This is a genomic window from Vibrio sp. Vb1127 (assembly GCF_033338735.1).
In the GTDB taxonomy this organism is placed as follows: Bacteria; Pseudomonadota; Gammaproteobacteria; order Enterobacterales; family Vibrionaceae; genus Vibrio; species Vibrio alginolyticus.
In genome coordinates this window covers 817376-836570 of the sequence record NZ_JAWOTF010000001.1, presented here as the reverse complement: position 1 = coordinate 836570, position 19195 = coordinate 817376, and the positions used below count along the sequence as shown (strand labels likewise).

At 45.5% G+C, this 19195-nt stretch carries 15 protein-coding genes and 1 tRNA gene; 8 read left to right on the top strand and 8 right to left on the bottom strand.

All coding sequences use genetic code 11. The features are described from left to right. Positions 1-40 precede the first annotated feature (40 nt). Together R7H07_RS03695 and brnQ are read right to left on the bottom strand one after the other, a co-directional pair. The gene (locus R7H07_RS03695; protein ID WP_065275104.1) at positions 41-1249 is read right to left on the bottom strand and encodes a GGDEF domain-containing protein; all 1209 of its coding nucleotides are present in this window, start codon (positions 1247-1249) and stop codon (positions 41-43) included. A gap of 103 nt (positions 1250-1352) precedes the next feature. Next, positions 1353-2663, bottom strand: a complete 1311-nt coding sequence (gene brnQ / locus R7H07_RS03690) for a branched-chain amino acid transport system II carrier protein (RefSeq protein ID WP_065275105.1) — start codon at positions 2661-2663, stop codon at positions 1353-1355. An 836-nt stretch (positions 2664-3499) separates the two neighbouring features. On the opposite strand from brnQ, the gene R7H07_RS03685 reads away from it, so the two are divergent. The 5 genes from R7H07_RS03685 to R7H07_RS03665 all read left to right on the top strand — a co-directional run bounded on the left by R7H07_RS03685 (position 3500) and on the right by R7H07_RS03665 (position 9326). Then, complete coding sequence (locus R7H07_RS03685) at positions 3500-4510, top strand: TAXI family TRAP transporter solute-binding subunit (protein ID WP_017635521.1); 1011 nt, start codon at positions 3500-3502, stop codon at positions 4508-4510. An 88-nt stretch (positions 4511-4598) separates the two neighbouring features. After that, the gene (locus tag R7H07_RS03680; RefSeq protein ID WP_009705104.1) at positions 4599-6722 is read left to right on the top strand and encodes a TRAP transporter permease; all 2124 of its coding nucleotides are present in this window, start codon (positions 4599-4601) and stop codon (positions 6720-6722) included. Between the two features lie 8 nt (positions 6723-6730). After that, entirely contained in the window at positions 6731-7963 is a 1233-nt protein-coding gene (gene lhgO, locus R7H07_RS03675; protein WP_206958691.1) for an L-2-hydroxyglutarate oxidase, read from the top strand. Between the two features lie 195 nt (positions 7964-8158). Then, positions 8159-8854, top strand: a complete 696-nt coding sequence (locus tag R7H07_RS03670; RefSeq protein WP_053307132.1) for a glycoside hydrolase family 19 protein — start codon at positions 8159-8161, stop codon at positions 8852-8854. Next, complete coding sequence (locus tag R7H07_RS03665; protein ID WP_231970768.1) at positions 8799-9326, top strand: hypothetical protein; 528 nt, start codon at positions 8799-8801, stop codon at positions 9324-9326. Before R7H07_RS03670 ends, R7H07_RS03665 begins: the two co-directional genes overlap by 56 nt. Positions 9327-9368: 42 nt before the next feature. Here R7H07_RS03665 and R7H07_RS03660 read toward each other — a convergent pair whose 3' ends face one another. From R7H07_RS03660 to R7H07_RS03650, 3 genes are all read right to left on the bottom strand, one after another. Further along, complete coding sequence (locus R7H07_RS03660; RefSeq protein WP_054728604.1) at positions 9369-9761, bottom strand: hypothetical protein; 393 nt, start codon at positions 9759-9761, stop codon at positions 9369-9371. 174 nt (positions 9762-9935) lie between these two features. Continuing rightward, entirely contained in the window at positions 9936-10934 is a 999-nt protein-coding gene (cydB, locus tag R7H07_RS03655; protein WP_206958692.1) for a cytochrome d ubiquinol oxidase subunit II, read from the bottom strand. A 10-nt stretch (positions 10935-10944) separates the two neighbouring features. Beyond that, entirely contained in the window at positions 10945-12333 is a 1389-nt protein-coding gene (locus R7H07_RS03650) for a cytochrome ubiquinol oxidase subunit I (protein WP_017635517.1), read from the bottom strand. Positions 12334-12492: 159 nt separating this feature from the next. Between R7H07_RS03650 and R7H07_RS03645 the strand changes: the two genes are divergently transcribed. Together R7H07_RS03645 and R7H07_RS03640 are read left to right on the top strand one after the other, a co-directional pair. Beyond that, positions 12493-13737: an NADH:ubiquinone reductase (Na(+)-transporting) subunit B gene (locus tag R7H07_RS03645; protein WP_047102825.1), complete on the top strand. Its 1245-nt coding sequence runs from the start codon at positions 12493-12495 to the stop codon at positions 13735-13737. Positions 13738-14035: 298 nt separating this feature from the next. Beyond that, a complete protein-coding gene (locus R7H07_RS03640; protein WP_005384172.1) occupies positions 14036-15436 on the top strand; it encodes a tryptophanase in 1401 nt (466 codons plus the stop codon). A gap of 78 nt (positions 15437-15514) precedes the next feature. On the opposite strand, the gene R7H07_RS03635 is transcribed toward R7H07_RS03640, so the two are convergent. Both R7H07_RS03635 and R7H07_RS03630 read right to left on the bottom strand, forming a co-directional pair. Next, on the bottom strand, positions 15515-16126 hold the full coding sequence (locus tag R7H07_RS03635) for a DUF2913 family protein (protein ID WP_017819727.1): 612 nt from the start codon (positions 16124-16126) through the stop codon (positions 15515-15517). A gap of 32 nt (positions 16127-16158) precedes the next feature. Further along, positions 16159-16242, bottom strand: a tRNA-Leu gene (locus R7H07_RS03630). Positions 16243-16803: 561 nt separating this feature from the next. Between R7H07_RS03630 and R7H07_RS03625 the strand changes: the two genes are divergently transcribed. Further along, positions 16804-18012 carry a NupC/NupG family nucleoside CNT transporter gene (locus R7H07_RS03625; RefSeq protein ID WP_017635515.1) on the top strand — a complete coding sequence of 403 codons (1209 nt, stop codon included), beginning with the start codon at positions 16804-16806 and terminating at the stop codon, positions 18010-18012. A gap of 54 nt (positions 18013-18066) precedes the next feature. Here the strand turns inward: R7H07_RS03625 and R7H07_RS03620 are convergent, their stop codons facing one another. Next, positions 18067-19155 carry a DUF3541 domain-containing protein gene (locus R7H07_RS03620; RefSeq protein ID WP_005384167.1) on the bottom strand — a complete coding sequence of 363 codons (1089 nt, stop codon included), beginning with the start codon at positions 19153-19155 and terminating at the stop codon, positions 18067-18069. Between the last annotated feature and the right edge of the window lie 40 nt (positions 19156-19195).

Genomic DNA, 19195 nt, shown 5'->3' with positions numbered 1-19195 from the left:
GATTTCTAGCTAATTCGAAATTACTGGCATAACAAACACGTTATGCGCTTTTGGCTGGAGCTGGGACAAACTTATAATTTAGGTCTTTCCCTTCTCCAAACAAGGTAACGAGGTTCCTTCCTGTATGTTTAGAGCTATATAGCGCTTCGTCTGCTTCAGCAAGTGCCTCTTGAAGTGATTGCCCCTCAGATAACTGACTGATACCAAAGCTCATGGTCACTTCAGTTTTAAATGATTGCAAAGCGGTTTCAGCTTCGACCGCAAGGCGAATTTGCTCTGCGAAAATTTTGGCTTGCTGTGCTTTTTCGAGCAAAACAATCATGAACTCGTCACCACCAAATCGCACAATGCAGGCTGACTCAGGAAGATGCTTTTTAAAAATAGTGGAGATCGTTGCCATGACGGAGTCGCCAACCGTGTGACCATAGTGATCATTAATCGCTTTGAACTTGTCGACATCAGTCATAATAATGCTGATTGCTTGGCTTTTTTTATACGCTTTACTAACCAAGTTTGGAACGATTTCTTCCATGGCTCGACGATTATATAGCCCTGTGAGTGCATCTAAATGAGAGAGATCATTAATGGATTGCACCAAGCGTCCGTTAATTAACCACAGCATACTAAAGCTCAAAGCAACGATCAGGCAGATGCTAAATAAGAAAGTCAGCTGATGGATAAGGCCTGCGACCATAAAACTTGGTAACTCACCTGAAAAAGTACTCCAAAGCGACCTAAATCCCATAAAAAAACTAAATCCAAAGAAAGAGTAAGACATTGCTTTAACAGGGAGCTTTAAGTCCTTTTGGGTACCTTTAAGCATGGCGACACCACTAAAGAAGGTGACGATACAAATATACATGCTCAGATAAATAATGCGGCTTTTGATAGAAGGGTCATGGAAGGTGAAATAGTAAAATGAACCACTGAAAACAGGTGTTAACAAGGTAAGACAGTGAGCCAATTTTAAAGGATATTGACGAAAAATGCTTACGCTATATAGCGTAAGCAAGAAGCCGACTAATATGAGAGTGTTGGCTATGACGATGGTCAGCCAGTCTGGCGCAGAGCCTCTAAAGCCAAGTAAAAAAGGGCCTAAACCAATAAACAGTAGTGATATCGAGAAGGTTTTTAAGCCTTTGACTCTACCCTGAGTGTATTGATAACAAAACAGACTAATAGAGTAAATGCAAGAGAACAGAATAACGATAAAGTTCAGTGTTCTGATGTCTAGATACTGATTATCCATAGGCGACCCATATCAATCTTTCATTCAGGCAACTCCTTTGCCTGATATCAATAAGCGAGCTACATAGTAACGCACTTATTGAGCGATGTCTTATGTTAAACGGCTATTCATTCACCAGCTCGAATTGTTCGGTTTGGTTGGTTTTCGTCGTAAACAGCAGACCAACAATCATCATAAATACGCTAGGCATAATCCAGCTAGCAAAGTCATTGTACAGAGGCATGTAATTACCCATCCACTCATCAGTGGAACTTGGCATGTAACCTAGGATGTGCAGCGCATCAACACAACCAAACGTTAGAGCAGTGAATGCGGTTGCGACGACCATGATTTGCGACATCTTGTTGCGCACTGGTGCCATGATCATCAACGCAATCGCGACTGGGTGAAGCGCCACAACCGCTGGTAATGTGATAGCCAATAGTTGCTCCAGACCTACGTTGGCGATTAAACCTGCCAATACCATGGTCGTGATAACGCAGCCTTTGTAGTTCACTTTGCTGAAGGTGTTGTCGTAAAACTCACTGCCTGCGGTGGTTACGCCGATAGCAGTAGTCAAACACGCTAATACCATCACGGCACCTAGTAATAGTGAACCAAATGCGCCGAAGTGGCTGAAGGTGAATGCCGTTAAAATGTCGCCACCATTGCTGAACTCAGAACCCAAGTATGAGCTTGTCGAGCCAATGTAAGCCAATGAGATGTAAACAAACGCCATGGCAACCGCGTACATCAAAGCTGCGATTAGCGTGTATTTTGCGGTGGCTTTCGGGCAATCAACACCCATGCTGCGAATCGCGCGGAAGATAATCCAACCAAAACCGATAGAACCTAGCGCATCCATGGTCATGTAGCCTTGGGTCAAGCCTTCAGCAAATGCGCCAGATAGGTATGGTCCCGTTGCGGCAGTTAGCTCACCTGCAGGAGAAACCAAAGCCGTCACAGACATGATGATCAAGATTGCCATCAAGGCAGGCGTTAAGCTCTTGCCTAGGTTGTCGACCAATTTACCCGGATATAGGGCAAATAGAATGGTGATAGCACAGAAGGCAATAGTGAAAGGCACCAAAGCTGCATCACCAAACATTGGCGCAAAGCTGAATTGGTAAGCCACGGTAATTGCACGTGGAATCACGAACGCAGGGCCAATCACGATAAACACCATCACCCAGAAACTGGTCGCCAAAGGTTTAGGTAGGGCAGCGGTTAATTTATCTGAACCGTTTACGATAGCCACCATCACTAGTGCCATCGCAGGCAGACCTACACCCGTCAAGAGGAAGCCAGACATCCCGCTCAGAAAGTTTTCACCTGCTTGGTAACCCAAAAATGGAGGGAAGATCAGGTTACCCGCGCCTAAGTACATGGCGAAAGTCATGAAGCCCAAAGCGGCGATATTGCGTGCGCTTAACATTGTTATTCCTCTTATGTTTCGCTTGGAAGAAACTGAAAGGAATGGGAGGAGTATGTGGTGTTCCCGTCAGCTTCTTCTCAAGCTGACAGAAAGTTTAGATATAGCCTGTCAGCTCTGAATCAGTTTCAGAGAGAGCAGGAGGATCGCAGCAGCAACGCCAGATGGGCGTTTTAAAGCGAATTGTAATTGCGCAGTTGCTGACATGGGTGATCCTTAAAGACGAAAAAATACCAAGGAATACGTTTGCCTTGGCGTGTTGTTACACTAACGAACATAGGGCCATTGGCACAACCCCGAAGTAGAAAATAAGTTGATACGGTCAGTGTTTATTTCTGAACTGGTGGATCGAGCTGCTTTTTAAATTAAAAATTAGAATAAATGACTTTTCATTTTTGTAACATGGCTTTCTTTGCTGTATTTTTGTGCTATTTGTAGTCGTTTAGGCTATAAACCTCAGCTGATAAATTGAGCAGTTTAGAATGATGCGCTTTTTCTTCTTATTGTTAAGACGCTCATTAGTTGCAATTCAATCCAAAATTGCATCGGCAAAATATTGCTTATTAGTGAATCGTGCATTTATTTTGTCTTGATCACATTTTATTAACCTTTTGCGATCTAGGCGTGCAACCTTCTCCTCTTCAATGAGCAAGATCTTGCTCATTACTTTGCTATCAAATCAGCATGATTTTGCTCATTTTTGATGTCTTTCAGCTCTTAGTTCAATAAATACAAAGGGTTAAAAGTTGGCATTTCAATTGCTCTAGGGAATGTGTTGTTAATAAAGGTTTAACATGATGTAAATCCCCAATCGTGAAACGACTACACGGAGAGTAATAATGAAAATGAATAAGCTGGTAAAAGCTTTGGCTGTCGCTGTGACTTCTTTTGGTATTGCTGCTAACGCTGCGGCAGAAGATCGTAGCTATATTCTTGCAACGGCATCGACAGGTGGTACTTACTACCCTGTGGGCGTAGCGTTGGCGACGTTAAGCAAAGTGAAGTTGGCACCAAAGCACCACTTCTCCCTTTCTGCAATCAGCTCTGCGGGCTCTGGTGAAAACGTTAAACTGCTGAATGAAAACGAAGCACAGTTCGCGATTCTACAAGGTCTTTACGGTGCGTGGGCTTGGTCTGGTGAAGGTCCTTATGAGAAGAGCGGTCGCCAAGAACAACTGCGCTCAGTCTCTATGCTGTGGCAAAACGTTGAGCACTTTATTGTTCGCTCTGACCTAGCAAAAACGGGCACAGTGACTGACCTGAACAACCTCGATGGCAAGAAGTTCTCTATCGGTAAGAAGAATTCTGGTACTGAGAACTCTGGTCGCCAAATCATGAAAGGTCTGAAGGTCGACCCTGATAAATTCAACCTTGCGTACATGGGCTACGGCGGCAGTGCGAGCGCACTTCAAAACGGCACCATTGACGGCATGAACACGCCTGCGGGTGTGCCAGTTGGTGCAGTAACCCAAGCTTTTGCTGCGCTGGGTAAAGACATTTCGATTCTCTCGTTTACTGACGAGCAAATCAAAGAGGCGAACGGCAACTACAACCTATGGACGAAGTACGAGATCCCAGCGAACACGTACCCGGGTCTAGATAAGCCGATCACCACCATTGCACAGCCTAACTTCTTGGCAGTTCGTGAAGATATCTCGGAAGAAGACGTTTACCAGCTAACCAAAGCGATCTACGAGAACCTGCCTTTCCTACAAGGCATTCATAAAGCAACCAAAGCAATGGCGATTGAGAAAGCGATCGCTGGCTTGCCAGTGCCTCTTCATCCAGGTGCGGTGCGTTACTACAAAGAAATGGGCATCGAAATCCCATCAGACCTAATGGCGAAATAACGCCAACTTCGCCCCGAGTTTCGGCTCGGGGCATTTTATCCCTACCGATTTCTAAGATGGAAAAAGCCGCCAGAGCTTGGAGTATGAGATGAGCGACTCAATAGAAAAGGAATTGCAGAAATTTGAGCTGCCCACGCGCACTGATTTTCCGTGGGTAACCACCACAATCACAGTGTTTGGCGTGGTGTTGTCTGCTTTGCACATTTGGTTTAATACCTTATCGACGTTACCAGAGTTATGGATTTCCGCGACCCACTTTGCTGGCTTTGCGGTGATTTGTGCGCTTTGGTATCCGGCTCATATCTCTCTCAAGCAGAGTAAGATTGCACTCGGCATCGATGTGTTGATTGCCATGGGCGCGGTCGCGTGTTTGCTCTACATTCCCTATGCCGAAGATGCGCTATATGAACGCGGTGTGAAGTTCGTGACCAGCGATTGGGTCTTCGCCATCATGGCAATTTTGATTGTTATCGAACTGATTCGACGCACCATGGGCTGGTTTATTCCAGTGTTGATTGTGGTGTGTTTAAGCTACGTTGTGCTTTGGGGTAAGTGGGCGACAGGTATTTTCCACTTCCCGGGTTTGAGCATGGAAACCTTGCTCTACCGCAGCTTCTATTCTTCTGAGGGCATGTTTGGCTCTATCTCACGCATCAGTTGGACTTTCGTATTCATGTTCATTCTGTTCGGTGCGTTTCTTGTTCGCTCTGGTGTCGGTGATTACATCATCAATGTGGCACGTGCTGCGGCTGGCAAAATCATTGGTGGCCCGGGTTTTATCGCAGTGATTGGCTCCGGTTTGATGGGCTCAGTATCGGGCTCTAGTGTGGCAAATACGGTTTCCACCGGTGTTATCAGTATTCCTTTGATGCAAAAAGCAGGTTTCCCTTCGCGCTTTGCAGCGGGGGTTGAAGCTGCGGCGTCAACAGGTGGTCAGTTGATGCCACCTGTGATGGGAGCGGGTGCTTTCATAATGGCGTCTTACACGCAAATTCCTTATGTTGATATTATTGCCGTTTCTTTCATTCCTGCTCTTATCTATTTCTTGTCTGTGGCGTTCTTTGTGCGTATCGAAGCCAAACGCAGCGGCGTTCAAAAAATCACGACCAGCGATGAATCTCTACTGAAAGTGCTGATCAGCGGTTGGCACAACCTTATCCCACTGGCGGTATTGGTCACTTTGTTGGTTCAAGGTTTTACGCCAACTTACGCTGCGGGCTTGTCGATCATTTCAGTGGTCGTGGCTTCTTGGTTCTCGAAAGATCATAAGATGGGACCAAAAGCGATCATCGAAGCACTTTCGCAAGGCGCGAAAAACATGGCGACAACCGCGGTATTGCTGGTGGGTATCGGTTTGGTGATCAACGTGATCAGTACAACAGGCATCGGCAACACGTTCTCACTGATGATCGACGGTTGGGCGAATGGTGACTTGTTCATCATGATCGTTCTGATTGCGCTCGCTTCTCTTGTTTTGGGTATGGGTTTACCTGTGACAGCGGCGTATATTGTATTGGGTACTCTGTCTGCCCCTGCGCTTTACAAGTTAATTGCCGAAAACCAATTGCTTGAATTGATGGTGTCGGGTCAATTGCCTGAACAAGCAAAAGCTATCTTCATGTTGGCGGCGCCAGAAAAGTTGGAACTGCTTAATGCACCAATGGCGTTGGAAACCGCGAAAGAAATGGTGGCGCTAGTACCTGCGGACTTTATGGAAACCCTACTAGAGCAAAGTTTGGGTATGGAAGCGGTAGGCTTGGCATTGCTGGCTGCTCACCTCATCATCTTCTGGTTATCGCAAGACAGTAACGTAACGCCTCCAGTGTGTTTGACCGCATTTGCAGCGGCAACCATCGCGAAAACACCTCCAATGCGTACCGGCCTGATGGCGTGGAAAATCGCTAAAGGTTTGTATCTTGTACCGCTACTTATTGCCTATACAGGCTTGGTCAGTTGGGATGTGACGTCGGTAATTACCGTAGGCTTCTTTGCCATCATCGGTACCTATGCATTGATTGGTGCGATTGAAGGCTACTTGGAAGGTCCTCTAAACATTCTGACGCGTCTCTTGTTGGTAGTGGTGGGTACATTGCTAGTTTGGCACGATATCCCAATGTTGGTTCGTGTGGCAAGCTGCGCGGTATTTGTCGCGGTGTTCATTTACAGTGGTCGCAAGTTCAAATTGCAACAATCTCAACTATCGGTTTTATAAGAGGTCGTATGAAATCAGTCTATGACTACATCATTGTTGGTGGCGGTATCGTTGGTGTGTCGACAGCATGGCAACTACAGCAACGTCATCCAGACAAATCCATTTTATTGGTTGAGAAAGAGTCCGGTTTTGCCCAGCACCAAACCGGACACAATAGCGGCGTGATTCATGCCGGGGTGTACTACGCACCGGGCAGCTTAAAAGCGGATTTTTGTAAGCGTGGGGTAGAGCGAACCATTTCGTTCTGCGCCGAGCACGATATTCCGGTGGAGAACTGTGGCAAGTTACTGGTTGCGACCAATGAGCAAGAAGTCGAACGCATGAATGCCCTCTATGAGCGCTGCCATGTCAACGGCATCGACGTAAAGCTACTCGATGAAGTTCAACTTAAACTGGCTGAACCAAACATCACGGGATTGGGCGCGATTTATGTCAAAACCACCAGTATTGTGGACTATCGTTTGGTCACTGAGCAGATGGCGGAAGAGTTCAAAAAGCTCGGCGGTCAAATCAGCTTGAGAACCAAAGTGGTGGCTGCCGAAGAGAAGGACGAAGAAGTTCAACTGACCTGTATTTCAGACGGTCAAACCATGCAGCTCAATGCTAAGTTCTTGGTTACTTGCAGCGGCTTGATGGCGGATCGCATGACGAAGATGATGTCTATTCCGACCGATTTCCAAATCATCCCTTATCGTGGTGAATACTACCGCTTAGATAGCAAACACGACCAAGTGGTGAATCATCTTATTTATCCAATTCCCGACCCTGACTTGCCATTCTTGGGCGTCCACCTGACTCGCATGATTGATGGCAGTGTGACCGTAGGTCCAAATGCGGTGCAAGGCTGGAAGCGAGAAGGGTACGACAAGGTTAACTTCAGCTTGCGAGATACCATGCAAATGCTGAGCTTCTCCGGTTTCTGGAAGGTGACACAAAAGCATCTAAAAACCGGATTGGATGAGTTTAAGAACTCGTGGTGGAAGCCGGGCTATCTCAAGCTGGTCAATAAATACTGCCCAAGCATCAAGGTAGACGATCTCAAACCATATCCTGCGGGTATTCGTGCGCAAGCGGTGTTATCCGACGGAACCTTGGTTCATGACTTCTTGTTTGCCGAAAGCGCCAGAAGCCTGCACGTTTGCAACGCCCCCTCTCCAGCAGCGACATCTGCAATGCCTATTGGAGAGTACATTTGCGATAAAGTAAATGAGAAGATAGAGGCGAAAACCGAGACGGTTTAACAGTAAAAAGCCATGTTAAAATATATGAGCGAAAAGAATGCTTTTCTAGAATATTGACTGGTATGTTATTTGCCGCACAATAATGTAATTAGTATGTAAGAAATGGTTTTAAAATGTCGTAATACAATGTCAACTTCAAATTTTATAGGTGATTTTTTGTTCTTTCAGTTTTAATCTTCATCAGATGGAGGGACTATGATTACAAAACAGCACCTTAGAAAAGTATGGAAGAATGAAACTAAAGTTTCAGAAGACTATTTAGTGATTATAAGCAAAGAACTTTCTATGAAGATCTCTGAATGTAAGTTAGACAGTGAACTGAGACTGTCACACTTTGTCGCTCAATTAGCAAAAGAGGTTGGTCCTGGAATGAGAATGGAGGAAAACCTGAATTATTCAGTTCAAGGATTGAAAAGCACTTTCAGAGTCTATCGGAATAGGCCGGCGTTAGCTGAAAAGCACGGGAGAAAAAATGCCATCAATCAAAAAGCAAACCAAGAAGCGATAGCAAATAATGCCTATGCCATGAAAATAGGCAATGGTGATGCAACTACCGGAGATGGATGGAAATATCGCGGTAGAGGAATGATACAGTTAACAGGGAAAGGAAACTATTTAGCGACAGAAAGCATACACGCAAATATTTGGAACGAAAATACGAGTTTCTCTTCTTCGCCTCAGTTAGTTGCTCAACCTAAATATGCCATCAGGACTGCTATGATTTTTTGGCTGAAGAATAAGCTATATTTAAAAGCCGATAAGGGAGCATCTAGAACGGTGACTGATAGTATTACTAGGGTTATTAATAAAAATACAGATTCATATGGACAACGACATGAGATATTTACCGAACTGTATAAAAAAGGCATTTTCAAAGAAATTTTTAAGTAGGGCTTTTGGAGCTTGTTTGATAGTACATTACCCTGCATTTTCCTTTCAGTTAACTAGTGTCGACGATGGTTATTTGCTGACTGATAATAAGTTTGAATCGGATTATATGGTATATACTCCGGGCGCGAAGGAAGCGGAAATTACTGATGCATATGACTTCACTTGTGTTGGTAGCAAAATCGAAGTGGTTAAAATTAGAAGTGAAATTAACAATGCCGTGACTCATGGAGAGCAGCTCCAATATTACTTTTTTCTTGTTACTGAGAATAAAGCTTACTGGCCACTTAGAATTGTTGAATCTTTCCAGACCGTGGACAAAGATTCCCAGGAATTAGTGTCAGAACATTTACCTTTCACAAAAAATGATGACCTTGGGTTAGCTTGTGATTTAGTTAGGCCTCAGGTTGAAAGCTATTACTTTTCCCAAGCTTTTGAAGCGATACCTAAACATACCAACAATAAAGGCGACTGAATCAGTCGACTTTATTGTGTCGTAAAGTTGTAGTGTCTATTGCTATTTAGGGCAGAGTTCCCCTTTCTTGGCGTGTCTTTCTATCATGTAATCGCCTCGGGCACTGTGCAATACAATTGCATTCCAGACCTGACCATCTTGCAACTCGAACTCAAACGCATAATGGGTGCCGCCGACCATTTTGGTTCTCACCTCATGAATTGCTTTCAATTTATCATCGGCATTCATTTGATAAAGCACCATGTTGAGTGAGCGTCTGGCGTCAGGAGTTGCCTCAGCAAGTTGCCAACGGCCCTGCTCGTTTGTTGCGGAGCAAATAGACCGCATTTTACTTTTCATGGCGGATGACATCTGCTTGTCTACGGCCAAAGCATTTGGTGAAAACAGTGGAACCGTCAAAGGAATCAAAGTTACCAGAAACCGCTTTAAGGTCATAAAAACACTCCGTTGTTTTACTCTTGCTTGAGTATAGACCTCAATGGCTTCAGATGTGGTGCAGTAGACTCTGGGCCTACAATATCGCAGTTCGTATCAACGAACTGATGATAAACAAGGCGACCACGCTTACCAGCCAAATGCCAATGAACCACAAAATGGGTTTTAGTTTCATCAGTGATATCCTTCTCCACGTTTAATCTTGCCGCGGAAAACCCAGTACGAATAAGCCGTGTAGGCTATGATCAGAGGAAGTAATACCACCGCACCGGCAAGTAAAAATGCCAAACTCTTATCTGGCGTGGCGACGTCTTGATAAGTGAGTGCGAATGGGACCAAGTAAGGGAATGTACTGACACCGAAACCCATCGCGGACAAAAGAAACAGGCCGATCGCAAGAACGCAGGCTCGGACGGCTTTGTGATCGAGTAAGGCTTTGAATAGCTGCCAAATAAGTGCCGCAGCAATAATTGGTAAAATGAAAAACAGTAGCGAGTTTGGTAATGAGAACCAACGTTCAAAGACGATATTTTGGCTCAATGGCAGCCACAAACTGGCGATGAATATACAGGCTACCATCGCTAGTCCCCATCGTCGCGCGACCACGTAATAGCGCCCCATCAGCTCTTCTGGAAGCTTGATTAATAACCAGCATGAACCGAGCAGAATATAAGCACAAACAAGCGCCAGGCCACAAAATACGCTAAATGGTGAAAGCCAATCAAACCATCCACCTGCGTATGCTCGTTCACTAACCTCTATACCTTGGAGCAGGGTTCCGAGCATAATGCCTTGCATCAATGCCGCGGTGAGTGAACCAATGAAAAAAGCGCTATCCCATAAAAACTTTCCGCGTTGTGTTCGGAAGCGATACTCAAAAGAAACCCCGCGCAGAATTAACCCGAGCAGCATTAAAATCAGGGGAGCATAGAGTGCTGGCATAATGACCGCGTAGGCGAGGGGGAACACGGCAAAAAGCCCACCTCCGCCAAGAACTAGCCAAGTTTCATTCCCATCCCAAACAGGAGCGATGCTGTTCATCATCATGTCGCGCTCTTCATCATCATTAGCGCTGAGGAATAGGATACCAATACCGAGATCAAAGCCATCTAACACGACATAAATCAGAACAGCGAGCCCAATCAAAGCGTACCAAATTAATGCGTAATCCATGAGTAAGCTCCTAGGTTAGATGGTTAGAATGTGTGATGGCATCGGTTTTCGTGCCATCAGGAAGTCGGCTATCTAGACCTTCTTCATATCGAGTTGGAGACTTGCGCATCAAACGTAGGAGATAGAAGAAGCCAGCTCCAAAAACCACAAAGTAAACCACGATGAACGCCGTCAGGGAGACGCTCACCGCGGCGGCATCAATAGGCGATGCCGAATTGGCTGTGGTTAAAAGACCGTATACGGTGTAAGGCTGTCGACCGACTTCGGTAGTTATCCAGCCTGCTAAAACTGCAATGAACCCCGCTGGGGCAAACAGCACACAAATACGTTGAAGTGCCCTCGAATCAAAAAGTTTGCGACGTTTTCTTAGCCAAAGGCTCCACAAACCAATAACAAGCATGCCAAAACCAAGCGCGACCATTACTCGGAAAGACCAGAAAACGATAGAGACAGGAGGGTGTTCCTCCTCTGGAAAAGCATCTAATCCCTTCACTTCACCGTTGAGGTCATGAGTTAAAATCAAACTACCGAGTTTGGGGATTTCCAGTGCGTATTCCATGCGTTTTTCTTCATCGTTAGGGATACCGAAGAGGATCAATGGCGCGCCTTGGTGAGACTCATAGTGCCCTTCCATCGCGGCAACTTTGGCGGGTTGATGTTCAAGGGTGTTTAATCCATGCATGTCTCCAGCAACGATTTGAATTGGTGTCACGATGGCAGCCATCCACATTGCCATCGAGAACATAATTCTGGCTAGAGGGTTATGGTTTGCTTTTAGCAAGTGATAAGCGGCAACGCCGGCTACAACAAAGGCAGTAGTAAGGTAAGCGGCGAGCAACATATGAACGAGCCGGTAAGGGAAGGAAGGGTTGAAGACAATCGCCCACCAGTCTTCTGGGATAAACTGTCCGGCTTCGTTGATACTATAGCCCGCTGGTGTTTGCATCCAACTATTAACCGAAAGTATCCAAAACGCAGACAAAAACGTCCCGAATGCAACAATACAAGTCGCGGCGAAGTGAAGCTTCTTACCCACCTTATCCATACCGAAAAGCATCACGCCTAAAAACCCAGCTTCGAGGAAAAACGCAGTAAAAACTTCATAACCCATTAGCGGGCCTAGGATTGGGCCTGTTTTGTCGGCAAACACGCTCCAGTTAGTACCGAATTGATAGCTCAACACGATGCCACTCACCACACCCATACCAAAACTGATGGCAAAGATTTTGAGCCAGTACTTATAGATTTGCATGTACTGTTTGTTGCCCGTTTTTAAGTACAAGCCCTCTAATACAGCGAGATAACTTGCCAAACCAATCGTAAACGCTGGAAAAATAATGTGGAAAGAGACAGTAAAGGCAAATTGGAATCTAGCTAGGTCAATGGCGAGTGTGTCCATGAGCGGTCCCTTTTTCGTTGGATAAACTGTTCGCCGGATTTAAAGAGGAGACAGAAGAGTGGCGAACAAGGTGAAATACGAAGAAGGAAGACGAAGAGATTAAAAAACGATCGCTTTTTACACATGTGCGTACCATCTTTTAGATAAAGGAGGAGCGTTATGAGCCTTAAACATTACTTTGAGAAAGCGACACCTAAGTTTGGTCCAGGTGGGAAGTATCACAAGTTCTACCCACTTTTCGAAGCTGTCGAAACCATTTTTTACACGCCTGGTAAGGTAAACCAGGGCATGACTCACGTTCGAGATAGCATCGATTTAAAACGTATTATGATCATGGTGTGGTTGGCGGTCTTCCCTGCCATGTTCTGGGGTATGTACAACATAGGCCAGCAAGCGAGTGATGCCTTGTTGTATGGAATGGATCAAGCCTCAGCTCAGCAAGCGCTTGTTTCTTCATGGCAACTGAGTTGGGTATGGGGCTCGTTAGATGCGGTTTCACAAGCGGGGTGGGGAAGTAAAATGTGGCTTGGTGCTACTTACTTTCTCCCGGTTTATGCGACGGTGTTTATCGTTGGTGGTTTCTGGGAAGTTCTGTTTGCTATTGTGCGAAAGCATGAGGTAAATGAAGGCTTTTTTGTCAGCTCTATACTCTTTGCGCTGATCCTTCCTCCGACAATTCCACTATGGCAAGCGGCTTTAGGTATCACTTTCGGTATTGTTGTGGCGAAGGAGATTTTCGGTGGTACTGGACGAAACTTCCTAAATCCAGCTTTAGCAGGGCGCGCGTTCTTATACTTTGCCTATCCTGCCAACATGTCCGGTGGTGCCGTGTGGGTCGCGGCTGATGGTTACTCTGGCGCTACTCCACTTAGCCAATGGTATGAAGGAGGGCAAAGTGCTTTGATAAATAATATGACGGGAGAGCCAATTTCATGGGGAGATGCTTTTGTTGGTAATTTACCAGGCTCGATGGGTGAAGTCTCCACGTTGTTGATCGCACTAACAGGCTTGGTTCTCATCTTTATGAAGATTGCATCGTGGAGAATTGTTGCGGGCGTGTTGGTCGGTTTAATCGGAGCTTCATTACTATTGAATGCGATCGGTTCAGACTCTAACCCCATGTTCTCCATGCCGTTCTACTGGCACTTCGTGATTGGTGGGGTTGCGTTTGGTACCTTCTTCATGGCGACAGACCCTGTCTCGGCAGCTTTTACCAATAACGGGAAATGGGCATACGGACTATTAATCGGCGTGATGACGATTTTTATCCGAGTGCTGAACCCGGCTTATCCAGAAGGCATTATGTTAGCGATTCTATTTGCTAACTTATTCGCGCCACTTTTCGATTACCTAGTCAAAGAAAGTAATATCAAACGCAGAATGAAAAGGGCGAGACCTTCTTAAAATGAGGGTGACCTCACTGAAAATTGATTGAAAACTGCACTATATTGAAAAGGTCAGAGACATGGGGTTTCTGACTTTTTATTTTTATCAGGAGGACGAAGACGATGAGAATAAAGGATATTCTCGATAGCCGTTTGGTGCTGTCGTTCTGGTATAACCTAGACTACTGCTTGTCTCTCCTTAGTAAAATCTCTTCTCGTTGATTTCCTCAATGCAATCGCATTGAAAAGCATTCTATCTATTTGTTTTTTAGTCTTACGTGAAACTGCGTAGGGCAATGCGTATAAGGAAATTAACAATGAAACGTATTCCAGAACCTTTCCGTATCAAAATGGTTGAGCCAATCAAAATGACGACTTTGGCAGACCGTGAAGTCGCGTTAAAAGAAGCGGGCTATAATCCATTTCTTCTTCGTAGTGATGATGTTTATATCGATTTGCTGACTGACTCAGGCACTGGTGCCATGAGTGATAATCAGTGGGCTGGCATCATGATGGGGGATGAATCCTATGCGGGGAGTCGAAATTACTACAACCTGTGTGATGCAGTGGAGCACTTCTTCGGTTATAAGCTCACCGTGCCTGCACACCAAGGGCGTGGTGCCGAGCAAATTTTGTTCCCCGCTTTGATTGAGCGTATGCGTCAGGTGCGTGGTGGCGAAACGCCAGTATTTATCTCGAACTACCATTTTGATACCACAGCGGGTCACATTGAACTCAATGGCGGTAAAGCGATTAACGTGGTAACGGAAGAAGCATTCGACACCACTACGCCTTATGATTGGAAGGGCAATTTTGATATCGATAAGCTGGTGGCAACAATTGAAGCGCACGGTTCGCATAACATCTGTGCAATTATCACCACGATTACTTGTAATAGCTCCGGTGGTCAGCCTGTGTCGATGGAAAACATGCGCAGTGTGTACGAGATTGCAACCAAGTACGATATTCCAGTGGTGATTGACTCGGCTCGTTACTGTGAGAACGCCTACTTTATCAAGCAGCGTGAAGCGGGTTACGAGAATAAATCGATTCTGGAAATCATCCGTGAGATGTACCAGTACGGTGATATGCTCACCATGTCAGCTAAGAAAGACCCGATGGTAAACATTGGTGGCATGTGTTGTATTCGTGATCATAAGGAGTTGTTCCAGGCGGTGCAGACGCGCTGCGTACCCATGGAAGGATTTGTAACATACGGCGGCATGGCTGGGCGTGATATGGAAGCGCTCGCTCGCGGTTTGTATGAAGCCGCGGATGAGGATTTTCTTCACTATAGAATTAGCCAAGTTCAATACTTAGGTGAGCGCTTACGTGAAGGCGGTATTCCGATTCAATACCCAACGGGTGGTCATGCGGTGTTTGTGGATGCCGCTAAGATTTTGCCACATATTCCAGCGGATCAGTTTCCTGCGCAGGTATTGTGTAATGCTTTGTACTTGGAAGCGGGTATTCGAGCAGTAGAGATAGGATCGTTGCTGCTTGGTCGAGATCCGGAAACGGGTAAACAAAAAGCGTCAGAGCTTGAGTTGATGCGTTTGACCATTCCACGTCGTGTCTACACAAACGATCATATGGATTACATTGCGGATGCGATTATCGAACTGAAAAATCGTGCACATGAGTTAAAAGGGCTCACTTTCGAGTACGAGCCACCAGTGCTGCGCCACTTTACTGCTCGATTTAAAGAGATCGATTAACTCAAGTTTAAATCTAGATAAGCAAAAGGCCGCGAGTTTCACGGCCTTTTTCGATTCGTTTATTTCTTAGCGTTACAGTTACGCTAACTCTAATGTGATGCGAACGAACTGGTCGTCTTGATACTGCACTTCATAATTGAAGGTACCACTGGCGTAAATGCTGCCAAGGAAAAGTGAGCGTTGACTCATTGGTCCGCGGAACAGCATCGAAATAGGAGCGATTAGGGCGTTATTATCATCGAAGTGCTGATTTAAGTTCTCAGAAAGCACACACAGCAAACAGCCGTGTTGGTCGTGAGATAAGTCGACGTCTTCCGGTCGCGATAATAACACGGTAGTCCCCAGTTTCTTCTCAATCTCGTTGATCAGCAGCAAGTAGCTATCTAGATCGGGTTGAGGGTTGCTGGGTTTGTCTGCACCGACGCAGCGCTCGAGTAATACTTCCAGATTTCCGTTCTCACCTTTTGCCTGCTGAGTCAAAGACTTTAACGGCTTTTTAATCAGCTTATAGCGATTACTCTTCAGTTTTGGTTTCAGCCATTTCTGAAGTAAGTCATTACGTTCTTTAAGGGAGAGGCCATGCGAGGACGCGTGAATTTTAAAGTGCAGGTGTAATAAAGCGTGAACCGCAAGCTCACTCAGAAGTTGATTAGCATCTGTAGACTGTCTTGCCTGCTTAGAACTTTGCATTACACTCGAACAAAATTAGGGAAGAAGGATAATGGTGCCGAGAGAGGGACTCGAACCCTCACACCAAAGGCACTAGCACCTCATGCTAGCGTGTCTACCAATTTCACCATCTCGGCATCATGATGCTCTGAATACTCAGAGGCCTCGAAAGAAGCAACGCGAATTGTATAACCAAAATCCACCTGTTGGCGAGAGCAAAATGACGAATTTTGGCTCTTTCGAGTTTGATTGCATATTTATTGGTCACTTTTATGTTTTTTACCATCAACGCCTATCCTTATGCCCTTACTTTTATTAATAGTATGACGACAAAAGAGTACTTTTGCCTAAATTTTGAACGCTTGAACGTTTGCGTAAATAAATGTGATGAATATCTCTTTTTGTTGGCTATACTTGCGTCCCGTTTAAGCGGGAATTAGGGTTTAGTTGTTCAGGACCCTTACCCATACAAGCCGTCACATGGAGCAGGCCAAGCAACATGCTCGCCAGCAGTGAATGACCCCACGGACCGGACCAGCTACGTTCAATTGCTTGTATAAGGTAAAAATAAGATGTCGAACTATTCGTTCTGTCTACATTCTGGATCTAAAAGTGAGTTATCACTCGCTGCGTTGTCCCTTTCTTCTGCCAATTCCTTTGGCTCTTTTTTCTTTTTCAACGTTTAGTAGGTCCAGCTCATGAGTGTTCTATTTAGTCTATTTGGTATTGTTGCACTGCTAGGTTGTGCTTTCCTACTTTCTGAGGGTCGTTCTTCCATTAATTGGAAAACTGTATCTCGCGCCTTGATGCTACAAATGGGGTTTGCTGCTTTGGTGCTCTATTTCCCGTTGGGTCAAGCGGCGCTGGCGAGTTTAAGTAATGGTGTCGCGGGGCTACTCAGCTTTGCTGATGAAGGGATTAAATTCCTCTTTGGTGACCTCGCTTCTTCTGGCTTTATCTTCGCTATCCGTGTCCTTCCTATCATCATCTTCTTCAGTGCTCTTATCTCCGCCCTTTACTATTTGGGCATTATGCAAAAAGTGATTCAATTTATTGGCGGCGCTATCCAGAAGTTCTTGGGTACGAGTAAAGCAGAGTCTTTGGTTGCAACAGGGAACATTTTCTTATCTCAAGGCGAGTCACCACTTCTTATTCGTCCATTTCTTTCTAACATGACTCGCTCTGAACTGTTTGCCGTGATGGCTGGTGGTATGGCTTCAGTGGCGGGCAGTGTGCTTGGTGGTTATGCTGGTTTAGGGGTCGACCTCAAATACTTGATCGCGGCAAGCTTTATGGCAGCACCAGGTAGTTTGATGATGGCAAAAATCATCGTTCCTGAGCGTCAAACGCCAAGCGATTACAACAATATTGAGCTAGATAAATCAGAAGAAAGCAACGTAATTGATGCGCTAGCAAGCGGTGCCATGGGCGGTATGAAAGTTGCCGTTGCTGTTGGTACCATGCTTATCGCTTTCGTGAGTGTTATCGCGATGGTGAACACGGGGCTAGAAAACTTGGGTGAGATACTTGGTTTCTCTGGCGTAACGCTACAAGCGATTTTTGGTTATTTGTTTGCACCTCTAGCGTGGTTGATTGGTGTGCCAAGCCACGAAATTCTAGCTGCGGGTTCATACATTGGTCAGAAAGTGGTGATGAATGAGTTTGTTGCGTTTATCGATTTTGTGCAGCACAAAGCGACACTGTCTGAGCATACTCAAATTATTATCACTTTTGCGTTGTGTGGTTTTGCGAACATTGGCTCAATTGCGATTCAGTTGGGCTCTATCGGCGTGATGGCACCTGAGCGCCGCAAAGATGTTGCAAGTCTAGGCCTAAAAGCGGTTGCTGCTGGTACACTCGCTAACCTGATGAGTGCTTGCTTAGCGGGCATTTTTATCTCTCTCTAATTTAGATTGAAGATACACACTAAAAACCCGCCTAAATGGCGGGTTTTGTTATTTCTAAGGCTTGGGCATTAAGCCGTAAGGTATCGATTTAAAAGCCTCTGGGTGCTCTTGATAAGTTGGCGCTTTATGTACCCCTTTCCAATCGAGCAGCATGATGGCTAGCACGTTACGGTGTTCGCCGTACTTGAGATCAAAGTTACCGTCGACCGACGGAATCATCCCTTTTTCTGCGTTGATTGCGTGACGAATGGCTTGGCGGGTTTTCTTTACGACCGGATCATGGTCCAAGCCTGCTAACAAAAACGAAATGCCGACTTCCGCAATCACGTCTTCTTTGGCGCGCAGTAGGATAGTGTCGATATTGTTGCGAAAGTAATCATAAATCCATTGGTGTTTCTTCTCGCTTACTCGCTCCTGATAATACTGTGAATCGGCAAAGATGATGTGCGTCATCCCATAGAGTTTGTTCCAATACTGCTGAGCTGAAAGCATCTTATCTTTATCGTCGGGGTAGGTGTCACGGAAGGTTTGAGTGAATTCCTCGACCACATCTTGCTCTCCTAACTGACGAAGCCAGTAGACTTGGTTTGCAAGCTGAGCTGCCCATGCTTCTATCATCTCTTTGTCCGTAACGTAACGCGAGAAATCGTAGCGCCTAATAATTTTTCTCAGCGTTTTGTCTTGTTTATGCTTTAGGCCATATTCGTTTGCTCTTGCCATTGCGCCAAGCAAATCCACACCAAGATAAAGGTACTCAGGATGGTGTTTAGTCACGGTATAGCGTCGCTGCCCTCGTTCGGTTTCTTTCTCTTGATACGTGGTCAGCCTTTGAGATGAATAGAGAATGATGTCTTCTGGTTCAACAACTTCATTAGCAAATTGGTTTAACCGGCTGGCTACTTGTGCCATGTCGGTCCAAATGGCAGCGTGATATTTCTCATCTAATGTTTGGCGGTACATGCGTAAGCCAAAATGGCCCTCTTTAAACGCCGGGAAAGTGAACAGTTCCTGTTCGTAGGTACTACGAATCAACTGCGCTGATTGAGTATTATCGAGAAGCGGTACCTCTTCCTGTGATGCCTGAGCTGCAAAGGTAAGTGAGCAAGAGAGTAAGACCGCTAAGCTAAGAGGTTTAATACGCATAAATCCATTCCCTATGAAGTCCTGAACCTAAACCTACCAT